This is a genomic window from Porphyromonas gingivalis ATCC 33277 (genome assembly GCF_000010505.1).
Lineage (GTDB): Bacteria > Bacteroidota > Bacteroidia > Bacteroidales > Porphyromonadaceae > Porphyromonas > Porphyromonas gingivalis.
The window spans coordinates 121,806-144,108 of record NC_010729.1; the positions used below are offsets into that span (position 1 = coordinate 121,806).

At 47.8% G+C, this 22,303-nt stretch carries 19 protein-coding genes, 1 tRNA gene and 3 pseudogenes; 11 read left to right on the forward strand and 12 right to left on the reverse strand.

Annotation, left to right across the window (positions count from 1 at the left end; all coding sequences use genetic code 11):
• The first annotated feature begins 13 nt into the window (after window positions 1-13).
• Window positions 14-1,252: an NADH:ubiquinone reductase (Na(+)-transporting) subunit F gene (nqrF, locus tag PGN_RS00560; protein WP_012457259.1), complete on the forward strand. Its 1,239-nt coding sequence runs from the start codon at window positions 14-16 to the stop codon at window positions 1,250-1,252.
• 334 nt (window positions 1,253-1,586) lie between these two features.
• On the opposite strand, the gene PGN_RS00565 is transcribed toward nqrF, so the two are convergent.
• A tRNA-Met gene (locus tag PGN_RS00565) sits at window positions 1,587-1,658 on the reverse strand.
• A gap of 525 nt (window positions 1,659-2,183) precedes the next feature.
• On the opposite strand from PGN_RS00565, the gene PGN_RS00570 reads away from it, so the two are divergent.
• The 7 genes from PGN_RS00570 to PGN_RS12095 all read left to right on the forward strand — a co-directional run bounded on the left by PGN_RS00570 (window position 2,184) and on the right by PGN_RS12095 (window position 9,106).
• Entirely contained in the window at window positions 2,184-2,666 is a 483-nt protein-coding gene (locus PGN_RS00570) for a TlpA family protein disulfide reductase (RefSeq protein ID WP_012457260.1), read from the forward strand.
• 55 nt (window positions 2,667-2,721) lie between these two features.
• The gene (locus PGN_RS00575) at window positions 2,722-4,467 is read left to right on the forward strand and encodes a DUF6029 family protein (RefSeq protein WP_012457261.1); all 1,746 of its coding nucleotides are present in this window, start codon (window positions 2,722-2,724) and stop codon (window positions 4,465-4,467) included.
• A gap of 19 nt (window positions 4,468-4,486) precedes the next feature.
• Window positions 4,487-5,362 (forward strand): outer membrane lipoprotein Omp28, encoded by an 876-nt coding sequence (omp28, locus tag PGN_RS00580; protein WP_012457262.1) that lies wholly within the window; start codon window positions 4,487-4,489, stop codon window positions 5,360-5,362.
• Between the two features lie 20 nt (window positions 5,363-5,382).
• Window positions 5,383-6,102 (forward strand): T9SS type A sorting domain-containing protein, encoded by a 720-nt coding sequence (locus PGN_RS00585; protein WP_043876308.1) that lies wholly within the window; start codon window positions 5,383-5,385, stop codon window positions 6,100-6,102.
• 218 nt (window positions 6,103-6,320) lie between these two features.
• Window positions 6,321-7,280 (forward strand): 2-hydroxyacid dehydrogenase family protein, encoded by a 960-nt coding sequence (locus PGN_RS00590; RefSeq protein WP_012457265.1) that lies wholly within the window; start codon window positions 6,321-6,323, stop codon window positions 7,278-7,280.
• 38 nt (window positions 7,281-7,318) lie between these two features.
• Complete coding sequence (locus PGN_RS00595; protein ID WP_012457266.1) at window positions 7,319-8,608, forward strand: MFS transporter; 1,290 nt, start codon at window positions 7,319-7,321, stop codon at window positions 8,606-8,608.
• A gap of 369 nt (window positions 8,609-8,977) precedes the next feature.
• Window positions 8,978-9,106 carry a hypothetical protein gene (locus PGN_RS12095; RefSeq protein WP_257719866.1) on the forward strand — a complete coding sequence of 43 codons (129 nt, stop codon included), beginning with the start codon at window positions 8,978-8,980 and terminating at the stop codon, window positions 9,104-9,106.
• 18 nt (window positions 9,107-9,124) lie between these two features.
• Here PGN_RS12095 and PGN_RS11550 read toward each other — a convergent pair whose 3' ends face one another.
• The 11 genes and pseudogenes from PGN_RS11550 to PGN_RS00635 all read right to left on the reverse strand — a co-directional run bounded on the left by PGN_RS11550 (window position 9,125) and on the right by PGN_RS00635 (window position 19,243).
• Complete coding sequence (locus PGN_RS11550) at window positions 9,125-9,298, reverse strand: hypothetical protein (RefSeq protein WP_005874816.1); 174 nt, start codon at window positions 9,296-9,298, stop codon at window positions 9,125-9,127.
• A gap of 451 nt (window positions 9,299-9,749) precedes the next feature.
• Window positions 9,750-11,189, reverse strand: a complete 1,440-nt coding sequence (locus PGN_RS00600) for a DUF3868 domain-containing protein (protein ID WP_012457267.1) — start codon at window positions 11,187-11,189, stop codon at window positions 9,750-9,752.
• Window positions 11,190-11,229: 40 nt separating this feature from the next.
• Complete coding sequence (locus PGN_RS00605; protein ID WP_012457268.1) at window positions 11,230-11,823, reverse strand: DUF3575 domain-containing protein; 594 nt, start codon at window positions 11,821-11,823, stop codon at window positions 11,230-11,232.
• A gap of 186 nt (window positions 11,824-12,009) precedes the next feature.
• Window positions 12,010-12,144: pseudogene (locus PGN_RS10965) on the reverse strand (ISAs1 family transposase); the annotation flags it as partial.
• Window positions 12,105-12,273: pseudogene (locus tag PGN_RS12225) on the reverse strand (DNA methylase). The pseudogenes PGN_RS12225 and PGN_RS10965, both read right to left, overlap by 40 nt.
• Before the next feature lie 3 nt (window positions 12,274-12,276).
• Window positions 12,277-13,362: pseudogene (locus PGN_RS00610) on the reverse strand (IS5 family transposase).
• A 270-nt stretch (window positions 13,363-13,632) separates the two neighbouring features.
• Window positions 13,633-14,109, reverse strand: a complete 477-nt coding sequence (locus PGN_RS00615; RefSeq protein WP_004584708.1) for a DUF6078 family protein — start codon at window positions 14,107-14,109, stop codon at window positions 13,633-13,635.
• Between the two features lie 11 nt (window positions 14,110-14,120).
• Complete coding sequence (bioA, locus tag PGN_RS00620; protein WP_012457271.1) at window positions 14,121-15,422, reverse strand: adenosylmethionine--8-amino-7-oxononanoate transaminase; 1,302 nt, start codon at window positions 15,420-15,422, stop codon at window positions 14,121-14,123.
• Window positions 15,412-16,404, reverse strand: coding sequence for a biotin synthase BioB (gene bioB, locus PGN_RS00625; RefSeq protein ID WP_039416879.1), 993 nt, complete (start codon window positions 16,402-16,404; stop codon window positions 15,412-15,414). Before bioB ends, bioA begins: the two co-directional genes overlap by 11 nt.
• 180 nt (window positions 16,405-16,584) lie before the next feature.
• The gene (locus tag PGN_RS00630; protein WP_010956493.1) at window positions 16,585-18,126 is read right to left on the reverse strand and encodes a peptide MFS transporter; all 1,542 of its coding nucleotides are present in this window, start codon (window positions 18,124-18,126) and stop codon (window positions 16,585-16,587) included.
• Window positions 18,127-18,151: 25 nt separating this feature from the next.
• On the reverse strand, window positions 18,152-19,243 hold the full coding sequence (locus PGN_RS00635; RefSeq protein WP_012457273.1) for a DUF4831 family protein: 1,092 nt from the start codon (window positions 19,241-19,243) through the stop codon (window positions 18,152-18,154).
• Between the two features lie 1,082 nt (window positions 19,244-20,325).
• On the opposite strand from PGN_RS00635, the gene trpS reads away from it, so the two are divergent.
• Genes trpS through rlmH form a run of 3 tightly spaced genes read left to right on the forward strand, consistent with a single transcriptional unit; the run spans window position 20,326 to window position 22,256 of the window.
• Window positions 20,326-21,309 (forward strand): tryptophan--tRNA ligase, encoded by a 984-nt coding sequence (gene trpS, locus PGN_RS00645; protein WP_004584702.1) that lies wholly within the window; start codon window positions 20,326-20,328, stop codon window positions 21,307-21,309.
• A gap of 54 nt (window positions 21,310-21,363) precedes the next feature.
• Window positions 21,364-21,783, forward strand: coding sequence for a DUF3127 domain-containing protein (locus PGN_RS00650; RefSeq protein WP_004584701.1), 420 nt, complete (start codon window positions 21,364-21,366; stop codon window positions 21,781-21,783).
• Complete coding sequence (rlmH, locus tag PGN_RS00655) at window positions 21,783-22,256, forward strand: 23S rRNA (pseudouridine(1915)-N(3))-methyltransferase RlmH (RefSeq protein WP_012457274.1); 474 nt, start codon at window positions 21,783-21,785, stop codon at window positions 22,254-22,256. Before PGN_RS00650 ends, rlmH begins: the two co-directional genes overlap by 1 nt.
• Window positions 22,257-22,303: the final 47 nt, after the last annotated feature.

Here is a 22,303-nt window from a genome sequence, read left to right on the forward strand (position 1 = left end):
ACGAAGTAGAAATATGAGTACAGTAATTATTGCCAGTGCAGTCGTATTCCTGCTGCTCACGCTGATTTTGGTTGTCGCTCTGCTTTATGCCAAGAGCAAATTGGTGCCTTCCGGCAATGTGACGATCACCGTGAACGACGAACGCAAGATGGAAGTCCCTCTTGGCGGTACCTTGTTGAATACGCTTCAAAATCAGGGAGTATTCCTTTCTTCGGCTTGCGGCGGTGGCGGAAGCTGCGGTCAGTGTCGTTGCCGTGTAGTGGAAGGAGGTGGCGAAATCCTTCCGACGGAAAAGGGATTTTTCTCTCGCAAAGAACAAAAGGATCATTGGCGACTTTCATGTCAGACGAAAGTAAAGGAAGATCTTAGCATCGTTATTCCCGAAGAGGTATTCGGTGTGAAAGAATGGGAGTGTGAAGTTCTCTCCAATAAGAATGTCTCCACTTTCATCAAAGAATTTGTGGTGAAGCTGCCCGAAGGCGAGACTATGAACTTCAAGAGCGGTAGCTATGCCCAGATCAAGATACCGAAATACAACATCCGCTATGCCGACTACGATATTCAGGATCGCTTCCGTGGCGACTGGGACAAGATGGATGCGTGGTCATTGACCTGTAAGAACGAAGAAGAGACCGTTCGTGCCTATTCAATGGCCAACTATCCGGCTGAAGGCAACATCATTACGCTCAACGTTCGTATCGCGACTCCTCCATTCGACAGAGCTGCCAATAAGTGGAAGGCCGGTGTCAAGCCCGGTATTTCCTCCTCATATATTTTCTCGCTAAAACCCGGAGATAAGGTGATGATGAGTGGCCCGTATGGGGACTTCCATATTCAGGACACGGATGCCGAGATGCTTTACATTGGTGGTGGTGCCGGTATGGCTCCTCTACGTGCACAGATTCTGCATCTCTTCCGTACACTGAAGACCGGTCGTAAGGTCTCCTATTGGTATGGTGCCCGCTCCAAAAACGAGATTTTCTATGAAGAAGACTTCCGCGAGATAGAGAGAGAATTTCCGAACTTCAAGTTCCATATCGCTCTTTCCGATCCTCAACCGGAAGATAACTGGACAGGCTATGTGGGCTTTATCCACCAAGTGATCTATGACAACTATCTGAAGGATCACGATGCTCCGGAAGATATAGAATACTATATGTGCGGCCCGGGTCCTATGGCCAATGCAGTGAAAGGTATGCTGGAGAACCTTGGTGTACCGCGCAATATGCTCTTTTTCGATGATTTCGGATAAGTTTTTCCGGCACATTCGATTTATCATTCACTGGAGAGGTTGCTTCCGTTGGGATAGCAGCCTCTCTCTTTTTCTCCGAAGAGTTGTGACGGTAATGTGAGTCCGATGTAAACGATGTGGTGTCGACTCTCATAAGATCCGCCTTATCGATCAAACTCTTGTTGGGATATTGACTATAACCGAATTAGGAAAAGAATTATTCATTGGTGTTTTCTTGCGTCGAACTGACGTTGAAGGGTATCCTTTGTCCTTCGTTTTTCGTGCAAGGGACATGTATAAAAACGAGAAAGGCTGTCCGGACATTATGCCTATCGGACAGCCTCTTTCGCTGTAGTTGCGGAGGCAAGACTCGAACTTACGACCTTTGGGTTATGAGCCCAACGAGCTACCACTGCTCCACTCCGCGATCAATTGTGGCACAAAGGTAATCCTTTTTGCCTAAAAACCAAACCGAAAAAGCAATATAGCTCCAATTTCTAATAGTAAATGCAACACAAAGAGAAAAACAAAGACCGATTAGGGAGTACCTCTAACCGGTCAACTCAAAAGTTTATTTCTGTGTTGCAATGAAATACAAACAATTGAGTCAGAAGTAAAGATACATGATTGATCGGCTCTTGAAACAGGGTACCCCCCCTTTCTTTCATCGCTCAAACCATTGAGGTTGAAGAGTACCGTCTCCGGCAGGCGTATCGCATTTGAAAGTTTATACTGTATCCTTGGCCTCTTTCTTCTGTAATTTGGGACTCTCGCACATTAATTCGTACTTGTTTGATAACCGAGTGTAGCAATCGTTTGGTTTATAAGTGTGTTAACAGTTCAAATGTAATTGTCCTGAAGCCAAGTGTAAGGAAACGGATTGTAAACGGTGCATTTTGGGAAAAATACTATATTTGTCCGCATCCAAAATAATTTTAATCAAAAGTAAAAGATGAAATGCTTCTTTATTGCCCTGATTGGGCTGTTGTTCAGTCTGAATACATATGCTCAGCTTCCGGCCGTTAGTTTGAAAAATATCGAAGGAAAAACGGTACAGACCAACAAGTTGGAGAATGCCGGAAAGCCGATGATCATCAGCTTTTTTGCTACGAACTGCAAGCCCTGTTTGCGCGAGCTGAAAGCCATCCAGGATGTATATGCAGATTGGCAGGACGAGACGGGCGTAAGGCTTATAGCTGTATCTATCGATGAGGGGCAAAATGCACAGAAGGTGAAGCCTCTGGCTGACGGCAACGGCTGGGAATACGAAGTGCTACTCGACAGCAACGGTGATTTCAAGCGTGCCATGAACGTTTCCCTCATTCCGGCTGTATTTATTGTCGACGGCAACGGCAAGGTAGTATACAACCATACAGGTTATACAGAAGGCGGAGAAGCCGAGCTAATCAAAAAAGTTCGAGAGCTGATGAAGTAATAGTAGCTCCCACAAGTGGTTAATTTATTATCATATAGAAAAGACTAAAATTATTATGATCCGCAAGTTGATCTTACTGCTTGCTCTGATGCCGGTAGCCTCTGTGGCTTTTGCGGCACCAACGGACAGCACGGAATCGAAAGACAATCGTATCCTTACAAGCATGCAATCTTCCTCTTTGAATAGGGATGATGCTCCGGATAAATGGCAACCTATGCATGCCAATTTCAGTATTCAGAGCGATATGCTGCTTTCTACTGCCCAAAAATCCAAGAACACCTGGTTCGGCAACTCCTATATCATGGGTATAATCAAGAACAATTATCTGGAGTTTGGTGCCCGTTTCGAGGATCTCTATAAGCCCCTGCCCGGACATGAACCCGAGATGGGGCGTGGCGTTCCTCACATGTATGTGAAGGGAAGCTATCATTGGGCGGAGCTGACTATGGGAGACTTCTACGATCAGTTCGGTAGCGGTATGGTATTCCGCACCTATGAAGAGCGCAACCTCGGTATAGACAACGCGGTTCGCGGCGGACGTATAGTACTCACTCCTTTTGATGGAGTGCGTGTCAAGGGTATTGCAGGACAGCAGCGTAACTACTTCGACCGCACGGGCAAGGTATTCAATTCCGGCCGAGGCTACCTACTGGGTTCTGATCTGGAGCTGAATGTAGAGCGTTGGAGCAGTGCCATGCGCGACAATGACTATCATTTGGCTATCGGGGGATCGTTCGTTTCCAAATACGAAGCAGACGAAGATATATTTGTGGGTGTAGGCGAAGATCGCAAGCGACTCAACCTGCCGCTCAATGTCCCGATTATGGGCCTGCGCACCAACTTTCAAAAAGGAGGTCTCGCCCTCTACGCAGAGTATGGATACAAATACAACGATCCCTCGGCAGACAATGACTATATCTACCACGACGGACAGGCTGCACTCCTCTCTGCCTCATATTCCAAAAAGGGGATGAGTGTCCTGTTGCAGGCCAAACGTTGTGAGAACTTTGCTTTCCGCAGCAAGCGAAGCGCCCAGCTCACACCGCTTATGATCAACTATATGCCGGCTTTTACCCAAGCTCACACTTATACGCTGGCGGCCATCTACCCCTATGCTACTCAGCCTCAGGGAGAATGGGCTTTCCAAGGTGAACTGCGTTACAACTTTGCTCGCCGGACAGCTCTCGGTGGACGCTACGGTACCGGCTTGCGTATCAACGTTTCGCATGTGCGTGGTCTGGACAAAAAGATGCTCAAAGAGAATCCCGACGAACTGATCGGAACGGATGGCTACACCGTTTCTTTCTTCGGCATGGGCGACCTCTATTATTCGGATATAGATGTGGAGATTACCAAAAAGTTAAGCCCAGGATTCAACTTTACGCTCACCTACTTGAATCAGATCTACAATAACAAGGTACTGCACGGTGCAGCCGGTGAGAAGCCTGAGAAGATCTATGCCAATATCTTCGTCTATGATGGTAAGTATAAGCTGAGTAATAAGGTAGCCCTCCGTACCGAACTGCAATATCTGCACACGAAGCAGGATCAGGGTGACTGGATCTACGGCATGGCCGAACTCTCCATCCTGCCTTCTCTGATGCTTTCCCTCTCGGAGCAGTATAATATCGGAGAGACCAAGAAACATTATGTCATGGGGTCTGTCACCTATACTCACGGAGCACATCGAGTAGCTTTCTCTGCAGGCAAAACCCGTGCAGGGATGAACTGCTCGGGAGGTGTATGTCGTGTGGTCCCTGAGACTCAGGGATTCTACCTTTCTTATAGCACCAATCTGTAATTAAACGAAGAAAACACTGATGAAAAAGCTATTTCTCTCGCTCACGAGTCTTGTAATGGTCTTCGCTGTTGCAAGTTGCGATATAATCGACAAGGATCAAACCCTCTTGCCGGCTCCGACCAACGTGACACCCGATAATCCGGATGACAATCCTTCGGAGATCGACATTACGCAGACGCACACAGAAAAATATGTTTTGGCTGAAGAATTTACCGGCCAAAAGTGCCTCTACTGTCCCAAGGGGCACCGCAAATTGGCGGCTCTCAAGGAGCAATACGGTAAGAGATTGACTGTTGTCGGTATACATGCCGGCCCTGCATCTCTCGTGCCGCCTCTTTTCCGTACAGAGGCCGGAGACGCATATTATAGCAAGTTCGCCAATAATACCTCTTCTCTCCCTGCGCTGATGGTTTCGCGCAAAAAGTTCGGATCCTCCTACGTTTATGATAAGAGCTACAAAACGTGGGACGTGCCTATTGCCGAGCAGATGGAGCAAAAGGCGAAGATGAATATCTTTGCCGTGGCCGAATACACCGATACCCAAAAGATCAAGGTGACTGTAAAGGGTAAAGTACTGGAGGGGAATACACTCCCGAAGTCCATGGTTCAGGTGTATCTGTTGGAGGATAAGCTGATCGCTCCGCAGGCGGATGGCAATACGACAGTCGAGAATTACGAGCACAATCACGTGTTGCGTGGAGCCGTTAATGGTATTTGGGGCGAAGAATTTGTGGATCTCAAAGATTATTTGTATACTTACGCCGTTGAACCGCTCTCGGGTATGTCCTTCGTAGCCGAGAATTATTCGATTGTGGCTTTTGTATACGATGTGCAGACGTTCGAAGTGTATGACGTTGTGCATGTAAAGATCAATCCGCAATCCGATGGCAAATAATGAAAAAAACAAAAAGAAATATGAGGAAAATCTTTATCAGCATCGCATTGTTGGCAGGTTTCATTGCTACTCTCAATGCACAAGTTGTGATCAAGGTGGGAGATGCCATCTTGGAAAACAATGCCACTGTGGACATTACTGCTTTCACAACAGAAGATGGTACGGAAGAGATGAAATTTAAAGGAATGGTTATCAACCAATCCGCTACACCTATCAATGTAATCGGCAAGATTACCAAGCAAGAAATGATCGGTGATGGACACTTTGCTTTGTGCTTTGGTCAGTGTATGCTGCCGAATGTATCTGTATCCCCCGTTGTGGAGGTTGGTGGCGAAGGAGAGCCCCTCTCTTTGCGTTATACATTTCCCGTGTCCAATGAAGGGCATACGGGAGCTTTCACTTTTAGCTGCTTCCCCGAGAGCGGTGCTCCCGGCACAGAATTGGCTACAGTGAACATTAACTTCAAGTACAAAGGCGGTGGAACCGATTTGACTAATATCGGGCTGGGGCGTATAGCTCTTATCCAGAGCGGCAATACTTGCACCCTTCAGTACAACAGCAATGGCAAGCGTCTTGCCCTTGAAGTGTACAATCTCTTAGGTGTAAAGGTATTTACCTCTCAGCTGCCAGCAGGATCCGGCTCTTATACGCTGCCAGTGCGTCTGCAGCGTGGTGTGCATATCTTCCGCATCACAGAAGGAGGTAAGCCTGCGTTTGTTCAGAAGTATCTGATTAAGTAATAATGGGAGTACGGCCAAAGCCTGCACGATTTGAAGGCTAAGGACGTTTTTCCCAAGATAAAAGAGGCTACTTCGGAGTTCGACATAGACTTCGGGGCAGTCTCTTCGTTATATTTTCACGTCACTGAATCTGATTGAGGAAGGATTCGGCATCATTTCTATATTAGATATAGTGCCGACATTTGTCATCCGAAAGCAGACAGTAATACTTTATCATCATGGCAAAGATATTGGTGGCATTTAACACCGTGAGCGAGGGGTTCGACCGGCTTACCGCTCGTCACAAAGTGGTTTTCCCGCCCAAAGGGCGCGATTTTACTCAAGAAGAAATAGCAGAGCGTATCGTGGATTGCGATGTTCTCTGTTCCGTATTCGACATTCCGATCGGTAGGGATTTGATTGACAAAGGCCGATCGCTTAAGTTGATCGCGAACTATGCTGTCGGGTACAATAATATCGATGTGACTTATGCAGCATCGAAAGGTATTGTTGTGACGAATACTCCGCGAGCTGTAATAGAACCGACGGCAGATTTGGCTCTGGCTCTGCTTCTAAGCTGTACGCGCCGTATTGCGGAATGGGACAGGCTTTTCCGTCGCGATGGCGAGATGGTGGAACGGGGACGGCTATGTCGTCTTGGAGTCAATCTCTATGGTAAGACGTTGGGCATTATAGGCTTCGGGAATATCGGGGCTGCAGTGGCACGTCGATGCAAAGCTTTTGGCATGAATGTTCTCTACAACAAACGCACTCGACTGAGCGAAGCAGAGGAAAAGGCTCAAGGGATCACCTTTGCAGACAAAGACGACTTGATTCGCCGGGCTGATGTTCTGTCGCTCCACACGCCTTTGACTCCCGAAACGAAACATTTGATCGGGACTGCGGAGCTTTCCATGATGAAACCGACAGCCATCCTGATCAATACGGCTCGTGGTGCCGTAGTGGACGAACGAGCTTTGGTTGAGGCTCTGCGTGAAAAGCGTATTGCCGCTGCCGGCCTCGATGTCTTCGAGAATAACGATATTCCTTCTCCCGAACTCTTTGCTATGGACAATGTCAGCTTAACGCCTCATGTCGGTACTCAAACTTATGATTCTCGTGTCGAGATGGTACATGAGCTTTGCGATAATGTCCTTGGCTTCCTGCATGGCGATCGTCCGATCAGCCGCGTAAACTGAATCCGGCAGAAATAACAAATAATCCATACAGAATAATAATGAATACAACAAGGCAGAACGGAAACTATCTCCTGCCCATTATCATGATGATCGCCCTTTTCGGGATGATCTCTTTTGTTACAGGTTTGGCCAGCCCCATGGGGGTGATTGTCAAAAATCAGTTCCAGACCTCCAACTTTATGGCCACGCTCGGTTACTTTGCCAATTTCATTGCTTATGCATTTATGGGCTACCCTGCGGGGATGCTACTCCAGCGAATCGGTTATAAGCAGACAGCTTTATCCGCCATCGCCGTCGGATTTGTAGGCATAGGAATACAGCTCTTGTCCGGAGAGATGGGCAGCTTCTCTATTTATTTAGTCGGCGCATTTGTTGCCGGGTTCTCCATGTGTATGCTCAATACGGTAGTCAATCCGATGCTCAATACCTTGGGTGGCGGAGGCAACCGCGGTAACCAGCTTATTCAGGTGGGAGGCTCTTTCAATTCGCTGATGGCGACTCTGGTACCCGTGCTCGTGGGTTACTTTATCGGGAGCAACGTTCAGCAGGCCAATATCAAGCAGGCTTATCCCGCTATCATCCTGGCCATGTGTATTTTTGCACTCGCTTTTGTAGTGCTTTATTTCGTCAATATCCCCGAGCCGGCCGCCACGAAAAACAGCAGCACGGAGAAGCTGTCGCATAGTCCTTTTGCTTTTCGCCATTTTGTGTTGGGCACAATAGCCATATTCCTTTATGTGGGGATAGAAGTGAGCATTCAGGATTTTATCAATAAGTATATGACTTCCTCTTTCGATAAAGGTGGCTTGGGCTTTGATGCTACGATCGCCGGCTCTGTGGTTGGGACATATTGGTTCCTGATGCTTATCGGACGTATGATCGGAGCCGCCGTAGGAGCAAAAGTATCCAGTAAGGCTATGCTCACCTTCGTGTCCTCATTAGGAATAATTTTGGTCCTGGCTGCCATCTTTACCCCGATCGGACTACAAGCCTCTATGCCAGTCTTTCGCTCCGATATATCGTTCGGCCTTAACACCATACCGATGAGTATCGTTTTCCTTGTGCTTTGCGGTCTTTGTACTTCCGTCATGTGGGGAGGTATTTTCAACCTCGCAGTGGAAGGTCTCGGGAAATATACCGAATCAGCTTCCGGTTTCTTCATGGTCATGGTTTGCGGTGGAGGGATTTTGCCACTGATCCAAGGTTATTTTGCAGACTGGCTCGGTTATATCAATAGCTATTGGGTAATAGTCGTAGCATTGGTATTCCTGCTTTATTATGCTTTGGCAGGCTATCGCAATGTGAATAAGGATATTCCCGTAGTTTGATCGTAAATTGCAAATTTTCAGATAAATGAGCAAAATGAGGCTGTGTCAAAATTCGATTTTGGTGCAGCCTCCTTTTTTATTCCTCATCGAACGGCAAAGCCTGTATTTTCCAATAGTAGATTCTTCCAAAACTACTAGTACGTCATTCGACGTAAAAAAATGCCAATGTATTCGTTCCCTGATTAGCGGTTTACACACTAAGATCTTGGGAGTTATAGGTTGTTCCGTTCCGGCAATTGCATAGGGGGCAATCCTGCTTCTGCCCGGATCGGACCAACATTGAATTTCGGATTGTTTTTTGACTGAATGTTGCAGTCCGTACAGGAAGATGGGCTATACCACAGGGCACATGGCACTACTCCGTAGAGGATGACGGGCTATCCCGTACAGCTCTTCGAGGTACGCTGTAGAGCTCGGCGAGGTACGCTCTACAGCGTAGCGAGCCGAGCCGTAGAGTTCCGCTCCGTGAGCCGTAGAGGTGGCCGAGCTGAGCCGTAGAGCCCGGCGCGGTGAGCCCTACAGCGTAGCTCGAAGGGCCGTAGAGCGCAGCTCGGTACGCTCTACGGCGTAGCCCGAGTCGCTGTAGGGCGTAGCTCGACCCCCTTTCGGCGTATGTTCCGAACGGCTATAAAACAATGCGGATTCGATCCAAGAAAAACATGCAATATGCTGTTTGTCAATGTATTTCATTTGTCTGTTGAGAGGTTTCAGCTTCGAGGGGCTCCGACGTCCAATGAGACGTCAAACTTTTTCCCTTTCATTTTCTGATTCGGTTATAGTCAATATCCCATCAAGAGTTTGATCGATAAGGCGGATCTTATGAGGATCGACACCATATCGCTTACATCGAACTCACGTTAACCTATATCGAACACCGGGGCTCATGATATCCAAATGTGTCAATAAGCAAAGATTACCCCGGTCGGGCTCGGTTTTGAGGTCCAACCGGGGGAAAGAGGAACTTTATCATCCTCGACAGTTACTCTCCTTCAATCAAAAATGATTCTGAAAAGGGGGAGAATTATTGACCGCCCCAATTTCAAAGGTCTCACATTGATGTATGCGGACTTGATTTGCCACAAAAAAGAGCACCGAAACAGAAGTCCCGGTGCACCTTAATAATCAATATGGAAAACTCCACTTACTTTTTGCCAAGCAGCATATCAAGGTTGCGCTGCGCATTTGCATCTCCTTCTGCAACGGCCTTACGGAAGAAGGTTTCGGCACGAGCAAAATCTCCCGTACGAGCATAAGCAGCTCCAAGGATATTGCTTACACCCTTTTCTGTCTGAATCGGACTCAACAGAGCAATTGCCTGTTGAACATCTCCACCGTTAAAAGCGGCTACAGCCAAATTGATTCGGCCCGTTACACTTTCAGGGAAATACTTAAGGGTCGTATTCAGAGCAAACAAACGCTCTTGGTGCCCCTCAGGATAAGACATTGCCACACGGTACATTTCGGCTTCACTAAGTTCTTTCGGAGCAGTCTTAATGATTTCACGAGCTTCTTCGAGGGTATAATCACGAACGATATACCCCATGGTTATCGTATTGCGACGCAAATTCGGATAGATCTGATCCAAGATATGACGATAAGACGAAAGTTGCTTCAGAGCCTGTTCACGTGCATCATCATCGGCATATTTATCGGAGTTGATTATCTCCAATACGCGGTCACGATCGGCTATATCACTCTTTTCGATAGCCAGTTTCAGCCCCTTCCAATCTTCACCGCCGAACTTAGTGGTTATATTCGGCAATGTTTTGCCATACTTACGCACCAATTCTTCCGCGAGTCTTTTAGCACGGCGCTCCGACAAAGCCTTATTGTGGGCTATTGAAGCCTCGGGAGAAGCAAACCCTTCGATGATCATTTTATTGACCGAATAGTTTGGATTGGCCTTAACGGTGCTTACAAATTCTTTGATTTTTTCTAACTCCGCCTTATTGTTGCGATACTCAGGAAGGACATCTGCCTTATCGACTTTGAAGTTGATATAAGCATCAAAGCTGGACTCTCGCTGCTTTTCCTCTTCTTCGGCCGGAGTAATGTGTGCCAACAGATAAGGAGCCTCTGCCGGATTGAAGAGTGGATCAAAAGGAACAATATTACTCGAGAGACCTACTGGGCATTTGGCACAACCTCGCACCTCCTCACGAACCACAAACTTGGCATCCATCATCCATGGAGCATAAGCATGTTCTCCTGTAAAAGTAAACTGCTCGCTCTTCCCATTATAACGGCGAATGTATTGAGCTGCATGTTTTGCTTGGGGCAAAGCCGAACTAAATGCGATTTCACGCTTGAGAGCTTTTGTTCTATTGCGGCCTGTAATGACTACCGAAGGAAATTCTACCCGGCTGGTACCATCTTCTGAACGAAGAATAGGCGTAACAATGATCATCTGAGTGCTCTTGAGCTTTAAATTACTCATATCTGCCGCACCATTCAGTACAACCTTATTTCCGGTTTTGTCCAACGAAATTTTATATGAAATTACTCCCTCGTAAGCATTTTGAGCGACCAAACCGGCAACAGCGGCGAAGAGAGCGATAAGAGTTAGTTGTATTCTTTTCATATTAAAAGCCTCTTTCTTTTGAGAGTTCATTTATTAGGAATTACTTAAACAGATAGATTAACGAAAGAGTGGCTCGCGTCAGGCCAAAGTAATCGGCCTTCTTGTCAACACCAACTTTCTTCCCACACTCTACACATTGATACTTGTCATAATCGAAGTGAATATAACCACCGCCGATACTCGCTTCCAGATTCCAATGATTGCCCAAGATCCACTGACGGCCTATACTGATACCGCCACCATAGAACCATCCTTGATAACGATGATACTTGGCATCGTCGAAGTCGCTCTTAGGATGAATGGAGCCAACAGGAGGGACCGATATCCCTGCGATATTCATTTGACCGACATGGCCATGAAGTCCGATAAACACTCCATTGAATTTCTCACAGAACCAATAACGCAATTCCGGCTGGGCAAGCCAATGCTTCCAATAATGATCATCGCTGATCTTGAAAGGGTTTACTCCCCCTAAGAGATCCACAGTCATTTTAGGACCTACACCTATTTCCAAGGCCAAGTTAGGAGTTAGCGTTGCATCATAAAGCAAATTATTCTTAAGAGCCACGCGCTGAGCGGATACACCAAGCAACCCACTCAAAAACAACAACAAGAAAATCAAATTCTTCTTCATACGCTTCCTTTATGTTATACTTATAATTATCTGCATGTTAAGCATGCACTTTTTCCCCACAAAAAACCTAATTTCAAGACATAATAAATAATACAACCCAAAGAGACTTAGCTACTTTTTGTGGCAAAGATGCACAAAAAAACTGATTTAGACATCCCATTCCAGGGCTGATGCAGGGGTGACGCATTAAAATTGTATTGTCATTAGTTGTTGTGGCTTCATTCGAGCCAGTTTCTTTTGAATACGAGGGATTGAGGACTTCATATTTGTCTTCAGTCGCTCTATAATGAGTAAATTGATCTTTTGAGACCTTTGCAAAATAAGGAGGTGGAGTAAAGAGGAGTTCTTGGCATAAAAGGAGCGAGTGAAAGAGGTGGCAGTAAGGAGTGAAAGTAGTTGTAAATCCCCCCTTTGAGGAGCTACTTGTACGAGCTCCTCAAGGGTGGTTATGCCTTATCCTACGGATGAGGACATAATTATCCCCGGGGTTCTGTATAAATTAAAGGCGATGCTTTCAAGAATGTTTTGAGTATGGGTCTTGGCAAGTCCCCGGTATCGACATCGTCCGCCATGAAACCACCGCCGAATACTGCCAAAGGTGCGTTCGATGGTGCTCCGTATCCGACTGATTGCTTTGTTTCCTTGCTTCTCTTCCTCGGTCAATGCCCTGTTGCGTTGTGCCTTGTGCATAATGCCGTCTTGAAGGTGATGGGTTTGCAGGTAGGAACGATTTTCCCCGCAAGCATATCCTTTATCCGCCAAGACGGCTGTGCCTTGAGGTATGTTTGCACCCTGCAATAGCGGAATAAACTCCTTCGTGTCACTGCGGTTCGCTGCTGTCGTTATCACCTTTTGAACAATGCCTTGAACATTGGCCGGACAATGCTTTTTGTATCCGTAGTGATAACGCTTTTGTTTGTAAACCCAACGGGCTTCTTCATCCGTCCCTTTACGCTGACGGACAACCTGTTTTTGATAATCCTCCTCTGCCTCTTTTTCCTCCTCGCTCCGATTGTCTTCTCTGTCGTCTGCGACTTCAATCGTAATGCTTCCGTTGGGTTTATGCGGCGTCTCCACAAGGCTTGCATCGACAAGCACCCCTTCCCTTACCGAAATGTGATGGCGGGAAAGTTGTTTGTTAAACTACGCCAATAGTTTGTCCATGAGACCCAACTCTGTCAGTGCCGAACGAAATCGACTGATGGTGCTGTGGTCGGGAGATACCTCTTCCATCTTCAGCCCCAAGAATCGGAAAAAGGTGATTGAATCATTGATGCGCTCCTCCAGAGCACAATCACTGAGGTTGTACCATGTCTCCAAAAGCAACATCTTGAATAAGAGAATCACGTCATAAGCCGGGGCACCGATGGCATTTTGTCGCTTCGTGTATTTCTTGTTGATCAGCGTCCTGATCGGACGCCAATCGATAAGCGTGTCAACCTGATTGAGGAAGTCGTTTTGTGCTTTGCGATAACGCTTTGAAAGGAGTGCGTCTGCAAATGTTACATGCTCATCGGTATTCTTGGATTGGTATGCCATGGGAGGAATATTATGCTGTTTTTACTACTCAAATATACAAAATAACTCCCTATTATACAATGAATTAACAAACAAAATACACACCAATCGCCGTGCAAAGGTCTCATAAAGAGGAATATACACTCTCCTGCGACAAGCAAATTTTTTCCCGTACGGCAAAATTTTCTTGCAGTGCAGGCCGGTTACAGTTTCACAGCCATGGAACTATAGTTTCTCGACTGTGAAACTTCCATCGGCATATAGTCGATGGTTATGTACTACCCGGAGGATTCAGTCGCTCTTGACCATGGTGCTCTGCAGTTCGTACATGTACACCATCGCATCGTAGCGGATCAGATCGGATGAAAATCCGGCCCGGACAAAGCTGTCACGGATATAGTCCTGCTCTTGGATGGTGATGTAGCGTTCCTTGCGGTAGATACGATAGTAAGTGGTCTTGCCGAAATAGGTGAGGAGACGATGCTTGAGCGACTGCACGGCGTGGTGCGGCAGTTCGTCATAGAGGTGCGTGATACCATGGGCGAATAGCACGGGGGTATTGTCGGCAAAGGCTTTGCACCCTTGTTCCGAAGTGGGGATAAGGGGATTGATCACCATTATGTTCTGAAGGCCTCGTGCCAATACTCCGTCGTAGGCCGAGGCACGAAGGCACTGCTCTCGCTTGGGGCAGTCGGTACGCGGTGCACAAACAGCAAATTCGTATGGGAAGTCGGCGTATATGCAGAGTCTTTCTTTTGTTTCGGACATAATTCTTGTATTTATCGGGTAAATGAAATGGATCGATCCTGACCGAGTACACGGAGAAGTCCGTGCGTAAGGATACGAAGATCTTCCGGCGATATGATGAAGGGTGGCTCCAGATAGCAGAGACGACCGAAGGGGCGTACCCAGATTCCCTCTCGGATGAATCGCTGCTGCAGCGTGGCCATATCCACGGGCCGCTTCATCTCCACTACGCCGATGGCTCCGAGGACACGTACTTCGGCCACACCATCGAACGAAATGGCCGGTGACAACTCTTCGCGCAGCTGTGCCTCGATGGCTCTGACTCGTTCCTGCCAAGGGCTTTCGAGCAGAAGGCGGATGCTTTCGGCCGCTACGGCACACGCCAACGGATTGCCCATGAACGTGGGGCCGTGCATGAAGCAGCCGGCTTCGCCCGAACATATCGTCCGGGCTATCGCTTCGGTTGTGATCGTAGCCGAGAGGGTCATATAGCCGCCGGTCAATGACTTGCCAAGACACAGAATATCCGGCACCGTGGCAGCGTGCCGGAGCGCAAACAGTTCGCCCGTGCGGCCGAATCCGGTGGCTATTTCATCGAATATCAGCAGTACGCCGGCTTCGGAGCAGAGTCTGCGAGCTTCGACGAGATACCGGGGATGGTAGAAATACATACCGCCGGCTCCCTGCACGATGGGTTCGAGGATGAGGGCTGCCAGCTCCGCCCCCTTTTCGGAGAGGAGGTCTCGGAGCGGCTCCATATCCGCCGGTAGCCATTCGCCACCGAAGCGGCTCTTCGGCTGTGGCAGGAAATACTGTACGGGCAAGGCTCCCGAGAAAATGCCGTGCATACCGGTGACGGGATCGCATACGCTCATGGCGTGCCACGTATCGCCGTGGTAGCCCGAGCGGATCGTGGCGAATCGGGTACGCCTGCTCTGTCCGCAGGCTTGCTGATATTGGAGAGCCATTTTCATGGCTACCTCCACAGCTACGGAACCGCTGTCGGCATAGAAGATTTTATTCAGCTCGGACGGCAGGATGCTCAGAAGCAGTTCGGCCAATTCTACGGCCGGACGATGGGTGAAACCGCCGAACATGATATGGCTCATCTCCCGAAGCTGCCGTTCTACGGCGGCATTCAGTCGCGGATGGTTATAGCCGTGTATGGCTGCCCACCACGAACTCATGCCATCGATCAGTTCGCGGCCGTCTTCCAGATAGATGCGTACTCCCTCGGCCCGCTTCACGGGAAATACGGGCAATGGATCTATAGTCGATGTATAGGGATGCCAAAGGTGGTTGCGATCCAAACGCAGCATTTCGTCAATGGTCATAGCTTACCTCCCAGTCTGTATCGTTAGTCACTTGAAATCCGCATTCCCTCGCGAGCTGCATATCCTCAGCGGCTTTGCTTCCCGTCGTGGTGAGGAGGTCGCCCGTAATGGCTGCATTGATACCTATATATATAGCCTTACGCTGAACGGCGGGGCTTAGTTGTGCCCGTCCTCCCGAAAAGCGAAGAAAAGCTCGAGGATTGATGAGCCGGAACAGTGCCACAGTCGTGAGGTACTCCTCTTCGCTTAGAGGCGGAGTCTTCTCCAGCGGAGTGCCGGGGATCGGCTGCAGGATATTGATCGGGATGGAGTAGACATTGATGCTGTGCAGGAAGAAAGCAAATTCGATCCGCTGCTCCATCGTCTCCCCCATGCCGATGATTCCGCCACTGCATACACGCATTCCCACACGGCGTGCAGCTCGGATGGTGGCGAGCTTTTCTTCCTGCGTGTGCGTGCTGCACAGGGAGGGGAAGAAACTCGGAGCTGTCTCCATATTGCAGTGGTAGGTGGTCACCCCGTTGTCGAATAATATCTGCAGTTTCTCCTCCGAGAGCAGCCCTAAAGAGGCGCAGCATTTGATGTCCGTTCGTTGCTTGATGGTACGAAAACTTTCGGCCATCTGCCGTATCTCATTCATAGACGCAGTGCGCCCGCTGGCCACAAGAGAAAAGCGTCCGATGCCTTGCCGCCTGTTATAAGCGGCCTGTTCGGCACAAACAGTGGCCGAAAGAAGTCCGTATTTCTCTATCGAAGTGGCATAATGGCGGCTTTGAGCACACCATTTACAGTCTTCTGGACAGTTGCCGCTCTTGGCGTTGATGATGGAGCAAGTGTCGAACTTATCGCCCATGAAATGTCGGGTGATCCGATGTGCTGTCTCGTAGAGTGCTTCCTTATCGGCAGAGGAAGCCAGCAGGAGGGCTTCCTCAAAAGTTGGTTCGCCACCGTTTATCAGTCTGTTTTCGATCGTCTGAATCATATATGGGAACGGAGCAGATCCTTTCCTGTCTGCATCCGCGACAAAAGTAGAAAGAAGCTCCGGCAATAGAAACTAATCGCCCCACAGCCATGACGCTATTACCGCTCAAGCAAAAAACGACAGAGGCTGCCCCATCGAGATGAGACAGCCTCAGGAAGCGTCGGTCTTAACAGACGTATATTACTTCGCTACCCGCTCCAGCCACTTAACCATGGAGAGCATAACGAGCATGGACAATGCACATGCACAGGTAAATACAATCCATGTAGCAGAGATAGAAAGCGATTCGTACAGAATCATACCCACGAACAGGAGTGAGTTTCCTACAGCCGTAGCACACAGCCACAAGCCCTGCATAATACCTTGGAGATGGGGAGGTGCCACCTTAGAAACGAAGCTGATACCCATCGGACTGATAAAGAGTTCGGCAATCGTCAGAATCATGTAGGTCAATACCATCAACCAAGGAGAAACTTTCGTAAACTCTACCCCTGCATTACGCTCTTCGAAAGTAGGCAGTCCCATTGAACCGATAGCCATCACGACGAAAGCAAGTGCAGCGATAAACATACCGATCACAATTTTCTTAGGGGTGGAAGGCTCCATATTACGTTTCTTCAGAAAACCGAAGATGAAGAGCAGAAGTGGCGTAAGAGTTACTACGAAGAACGGGTTGATTGACTGGAACATTTCAGCTCCCACTATTGAAGTGAAACCAAGATCGAGTTTTACACTACTTAGGTCAATATAATCCTTAGCAAACTGAGTCAGCGATACTCCGTTTTGGTGGAAAGACATCCAGAAGAAAATAACGACACCGAAAACTGCGCAAAGAGCAATAATGCGTTGGCGGATCTCATCGGCTGCCATCTTGATTTCTTGCTTTTGATCTTTATGAGCCTCAGTTACGGCATTAGCTTTTTGATCAGCGGGATATTGATGCTTATTGATGATATAAATCAGGAAAGAAATTGCCATAAAGAATACGGCTGCAAGGAATGCATAGTGGAATCCTGTGCTGAATACTTGGATATATTTCAAGGCAAATTCTTGTAATCCTTCGGTTGCAACTGCAGTACCATTATTGGCAGCTTGAATCATTTCCATTACCTGAGCCTTGGCATTCTCGGGAAGAGTCCCATTTAGAATCTGGTGGCAACGTTCAGGCAAGTCAGCATTGTAAACGAAACCATTGTGTTGTACCCACCAGTTACGGATAGCTACAGCTACCAGTGGAGCAAATACGGCACCGACATTGATAAACATATAGAAGAGAGAAAAACCGGAATCACGCTTGTCACGATAGGTATCGTTGTCGTACATCCTTCCGACCAAGGCTTGAAGGTTGCCTTTGAACAAACCGTTACCGAAAGAAATGAATGCCAATGCCGCACAAGTGAAGATAAGCCATGGAGTCATGCCTGTTGCTTGTGTCGGAGTCGGGATACCAAGCATAACATAGCCGGCAGCCATCACGATAAGGCCTACAAGGATTGTACCCTTGTAGTTCTTCATAGAGTCGGCAATAATACCTCCCACGAGAGCCAATACATATACCGAAGCATAGAAGATTGAGTAAATCACTGAAGCTTCTTTGCCCGAAAGCCCGAATTTGGCCTGCAGGAAGAGTAGCAGGATTCCCATCATGATGTAAAATCCGAAGCGTTCTCCCATATTCGTGAGAGAAGCTGAGATTAACCCTTTAGGGTGATTCTTTAGCATAAGAAATCGTTTTAATGGTTGATTATTATTTGTTTTCGTTGATTTGACGGATGGCTCCCGTATTTTCATCGAATACGACACGGATAGCCGGACCCCTGTCGCGGAACATTTTGGGAGCTAAGGCCTGTCTACGGCCAAATTGTGTGACAGGAAGCTCTTCATCGAAGAGTACCTTGCGGTTGTGTTCCAATGTAATGCGAGCGGCTCCGGGCAGATTGTATACGATACCCTTGAGGCTCTTTTCATACTTGGCCGCCTCTTTTTCGTCCATTTCCGGAGCCTTGTCCGTGGTGCGAAGGCTGAAACTAACCGGTTCTCCCGAAAGATCGTCCGAATCGACTACCCCTCTGAGTGGAGAGAATCGAAAAAGGATTTGTCCTTTTATATCGTTTTTAGGTTCAATAGTCCATGAGCGTTCTTCCCATGCAATCTCTTCCTTTCCATAGAATAATTCCAGCAGAGCAGTTTCCTGTGCTTTCAGCTCTTGCGTCATCAGCTGCATAGCCGCTCCATCCTTGGGCATGTTCTCAGCCTGACCGGTCAGCAAATCCATCAGGCTCTCACGTATGCGGAATACTTGGGCGGCGGCGATTTCCGCTTGCTTTCCTTTCGTGCCTGCCACGGTATATTCCTGAGGTAATGCAGGACGTTTTTCTATGCCGGGCTGTATTCTCGGCAAACGGAAGAGAGTGTTCGGACATGGTGATGGCAGGTCTTGCCTGTCGGCATTGATACCGACTATGATACCTCTTTTGTTGAGGGTTACGAAGTCTGCCACCGTACCGGCACGGAACTCTACTATATATTTTTGATCGAAATCGGGTATTCCCACGGATTGGGCTATCACTCTACCCAAACGGTAACGGATGCTCGGTTCTCCGCCGGCCTCCTGTCCGAAGTACCTCTCGGCATAGAGATGGAGCGGCCCGGGCTTGTGGATAGTACGTTCTAATTGTGCCCGTACAACGATGCGTGTCTGTGGGAGGGCATAGACGATCCCTTCTCCATTGTAGCGGACAGGCTCATAGGAAGCGACGTTGGTTTGTGCCGAAACGACTCCTGTGCAAAGGAGCAAAGCAGGCAACAGTAGCTTGAAGAAAAAAGTCTGTGCGGACATTCTCAAAAACTTAGATTGCAAAGCTACACTATTTTTGCCGAATCTTAAACACCTTTTCACCCTTCACATATTCCTAAACAGATAGACCTGCGGATAAAATGGGCAGACCGTTGCACTTGATAATTGAATGTGCAGATTACAATTCCTTGCGCTTTCGGTTTTTCGCTATATTTGCCGGCCGATAGAGGTTTCTACGGGAAGCTTAATGTTGCGACCGAACAGTCTTTCGGACGAATAGAATTACTTTAATAAACGACTAAACGATAATAAATTATGAGTACTGAAATTACCTCCCACACGCGAGCCTCCCGGTCGGCATTGTCGCCCCGACAGACACATTCGACATCGCAGTATTTGAATAAAGGGGAGGCTGTATCAGACAAATAAAAAGGAACAGATCCTCTCCATAAAGCACTCAAAATAAAGAGACACGCGCCGAGTTCTATAAGTAAACTTGGCGCGTGTCTCTTTATTTATGGCCCTCGATAAGGGCCTTTTGGACTATCCGATTTATATACAAATGGCAATCAATCTATATATTAATCAAAAACGATTTATATATAAATCAGAAATGATCTATATACAAATCGAAAAACGGTTTATATATAAATCGCAAATCAACCTTCCACAAAGCGAATTGCAAGCGCCAAAAGGTCACTTTCTTCTCTCTTTCGTCTCAAAATCCGCTTCCTTTCGGATGCTTATTTGGAATGATTCTAAACTCAGCTTCGTTGTTGAAAACTTTTTTGGCACGTATATTTCATAGAGCAACGAAGACTTTCAGACATCCGAAAGAATGGATTTCTGATACCTTTATGGAAATTTCCGAGAGACTGATGGTTCTCTGTCGGCCGAGCAAGTCTTGCCAGACTTGAAGGTGTGTTGGCGGAATGTCCGGAATGTGCAGACCAAGAAAGGAACTCGAATTCAGAACTCCGTTCGAATACTTCTTGCAAAATTTACCTTAGTATTGCACTGATAGCCGGAATCCGCAGGATCTGCAAAATGCTTAATTACGGACAAAAAGTTTCTTTTTCCCTATCTTTGCGACCATCGGAAAACAAATAAAACAGGATTTGTGTATGGAAACTGTAGTCAGTGGTATCAGGCCGACCGGCAATCTGCATTTGGGCAATTATTTTGGTGCTATTCGGAGTTTTCTGGATATGCAGCATCGATATAATTGCTTTTTCTTTATTGCTGATTGGCATTCGCTGACCACACATCCGCATCCGGATAATATAGTCCGCAATGTGCGTACGATACTGGCTGAATATTTGGCTTGCGGGATCGATCCGGAGAAGGCTACAATCTATGTACAGAGTGATGTAAGAGAGGTGCTCGAGCTCTATCTCTATCTGAATATGAATGCATATTTGGGCGAGCTGGAGCGAACGACATCTTTCAAGGAAAAAGCCCGTAAGCAGCCGAACAATGTCAATGCCGGCCTGCTCACATATCCGACATTGATGGCAGCAGACATTCTGATCCATCGTGCCGTGAAAGTTCCTGTCGGAAAAGATCAGGAGCAAAACATGGAGATGGCACGCAAGTTTGCCCGCCGTTTCAATACGATCTATGAGGTGGACTTCTTCCCCGAACCCGAATCGTTCTCTCCGGGTGCAACAGCTTTGAAGGTGCCGGGCTTGGATGGATCCGGCAAGATGGGCAAGAGCGAAGGCAATGCCATCTATTTGGCCGATGATGCCAAAACGATTAGCAAGAAGGTAATGAAAGCCGTGACCGATGCCGGTCCCGAAGTGCCTAACAGCGTGAAGCCGGAGCCGGTGGAAAATCTTTTCTCCATGCTCCGCATCGTTTCCTCGGATGAGGTCTATCGCCATTTCGATGATCTCTATAATAATTGCTCTATTCGCTATGGCGATCTCAAGAAGCAGTTGGCGGCAGACATTGTCGCCTTTACCACTCCTATAAGGGAACGAATCTTGGAGATTCAGGCGGATGAAGCATTTTTGGACAGAGTGGTTCGAGAAGGAGCCGAACGCGCTCGTGAAAGTGCTGCACGAACCCTTGCCGAAGTACGCCACATCATCGGTTTTCGATAAGACCATGGCGGAGGCGTTGGAAAACCAACGATAACTATTTAGAACAAAACAAATATGGATATTCAGATTCAAGGGCAGCTTATTCAGATACTGCCACTCAATTCGGGAGTCGGCAAGGCTTCCGGAAAGGAATGGAAAAAACAAGAGTACATACTGGAAACGCTCGATCAATACCCTCGCAAAATACACTTCAGCGTGTGGGGAGATCGTATTGATCCTTCCTATCAAGTAGGTGATCAGGTTACGGTCTGGGTCGATATTGAAAGCCGTGAGTTCAACGGCCGTTGGTACACCGATGTGAAGGCTTGGCGCATGGAGCGCGGATATATCGGGCAGCAAGGTCAGCAGCAGTTGCCACAGGAAATGCCGGCCGCCGGTGCTCCGACTTTTCCAACGCAACAACCGAGCATGCCGTCTCAGCCGGCAACGGGTTGGGCTTCCAACGCCGATGCGGGGGATGATCTGCCTTTTTGATGAAGATCGTACTGCTCGTTGTAGGCAAGACCGACAGCAAACTAATGGCTCAGGCAACGGAGGAATACATTCGTCGGTTGAGCCATTATGTTTCTTTCGAAGTGGAGGTAATACCCGATGTCCGCCTGGGTAGCAAGCTTTCTTCCGAACAGCAAAAGGATGCCGAAGGTCGGGAGATACTCGCTCGTCTTCGGCCGTCGGACAGCACCGTATTGCTCGATGAGCGAGGCAGAGAGTATTCCAGCATGGAGTTTTCAGCCTTTTTGCAGAAGAAAATGCTGACCGGCACCCGTCGAATGGTCTTTGTCATAGGAGGCCCATATGGATTTAGCCCTGCAGTACAGGAGGCTGTAGCCGATAGAATATCGCTCAGCCGAATGACTTTCTCTCATCAGATGATCCGCCTCTTCTTCACCGAACAGGTGTATCGTGCCATGACTATTCTCAACCATGAGCCCTATCATCATGAATAGACCTGCCACTACTTCGAGTCTGTCTCTTCCCCATTCTCATGAAAAGA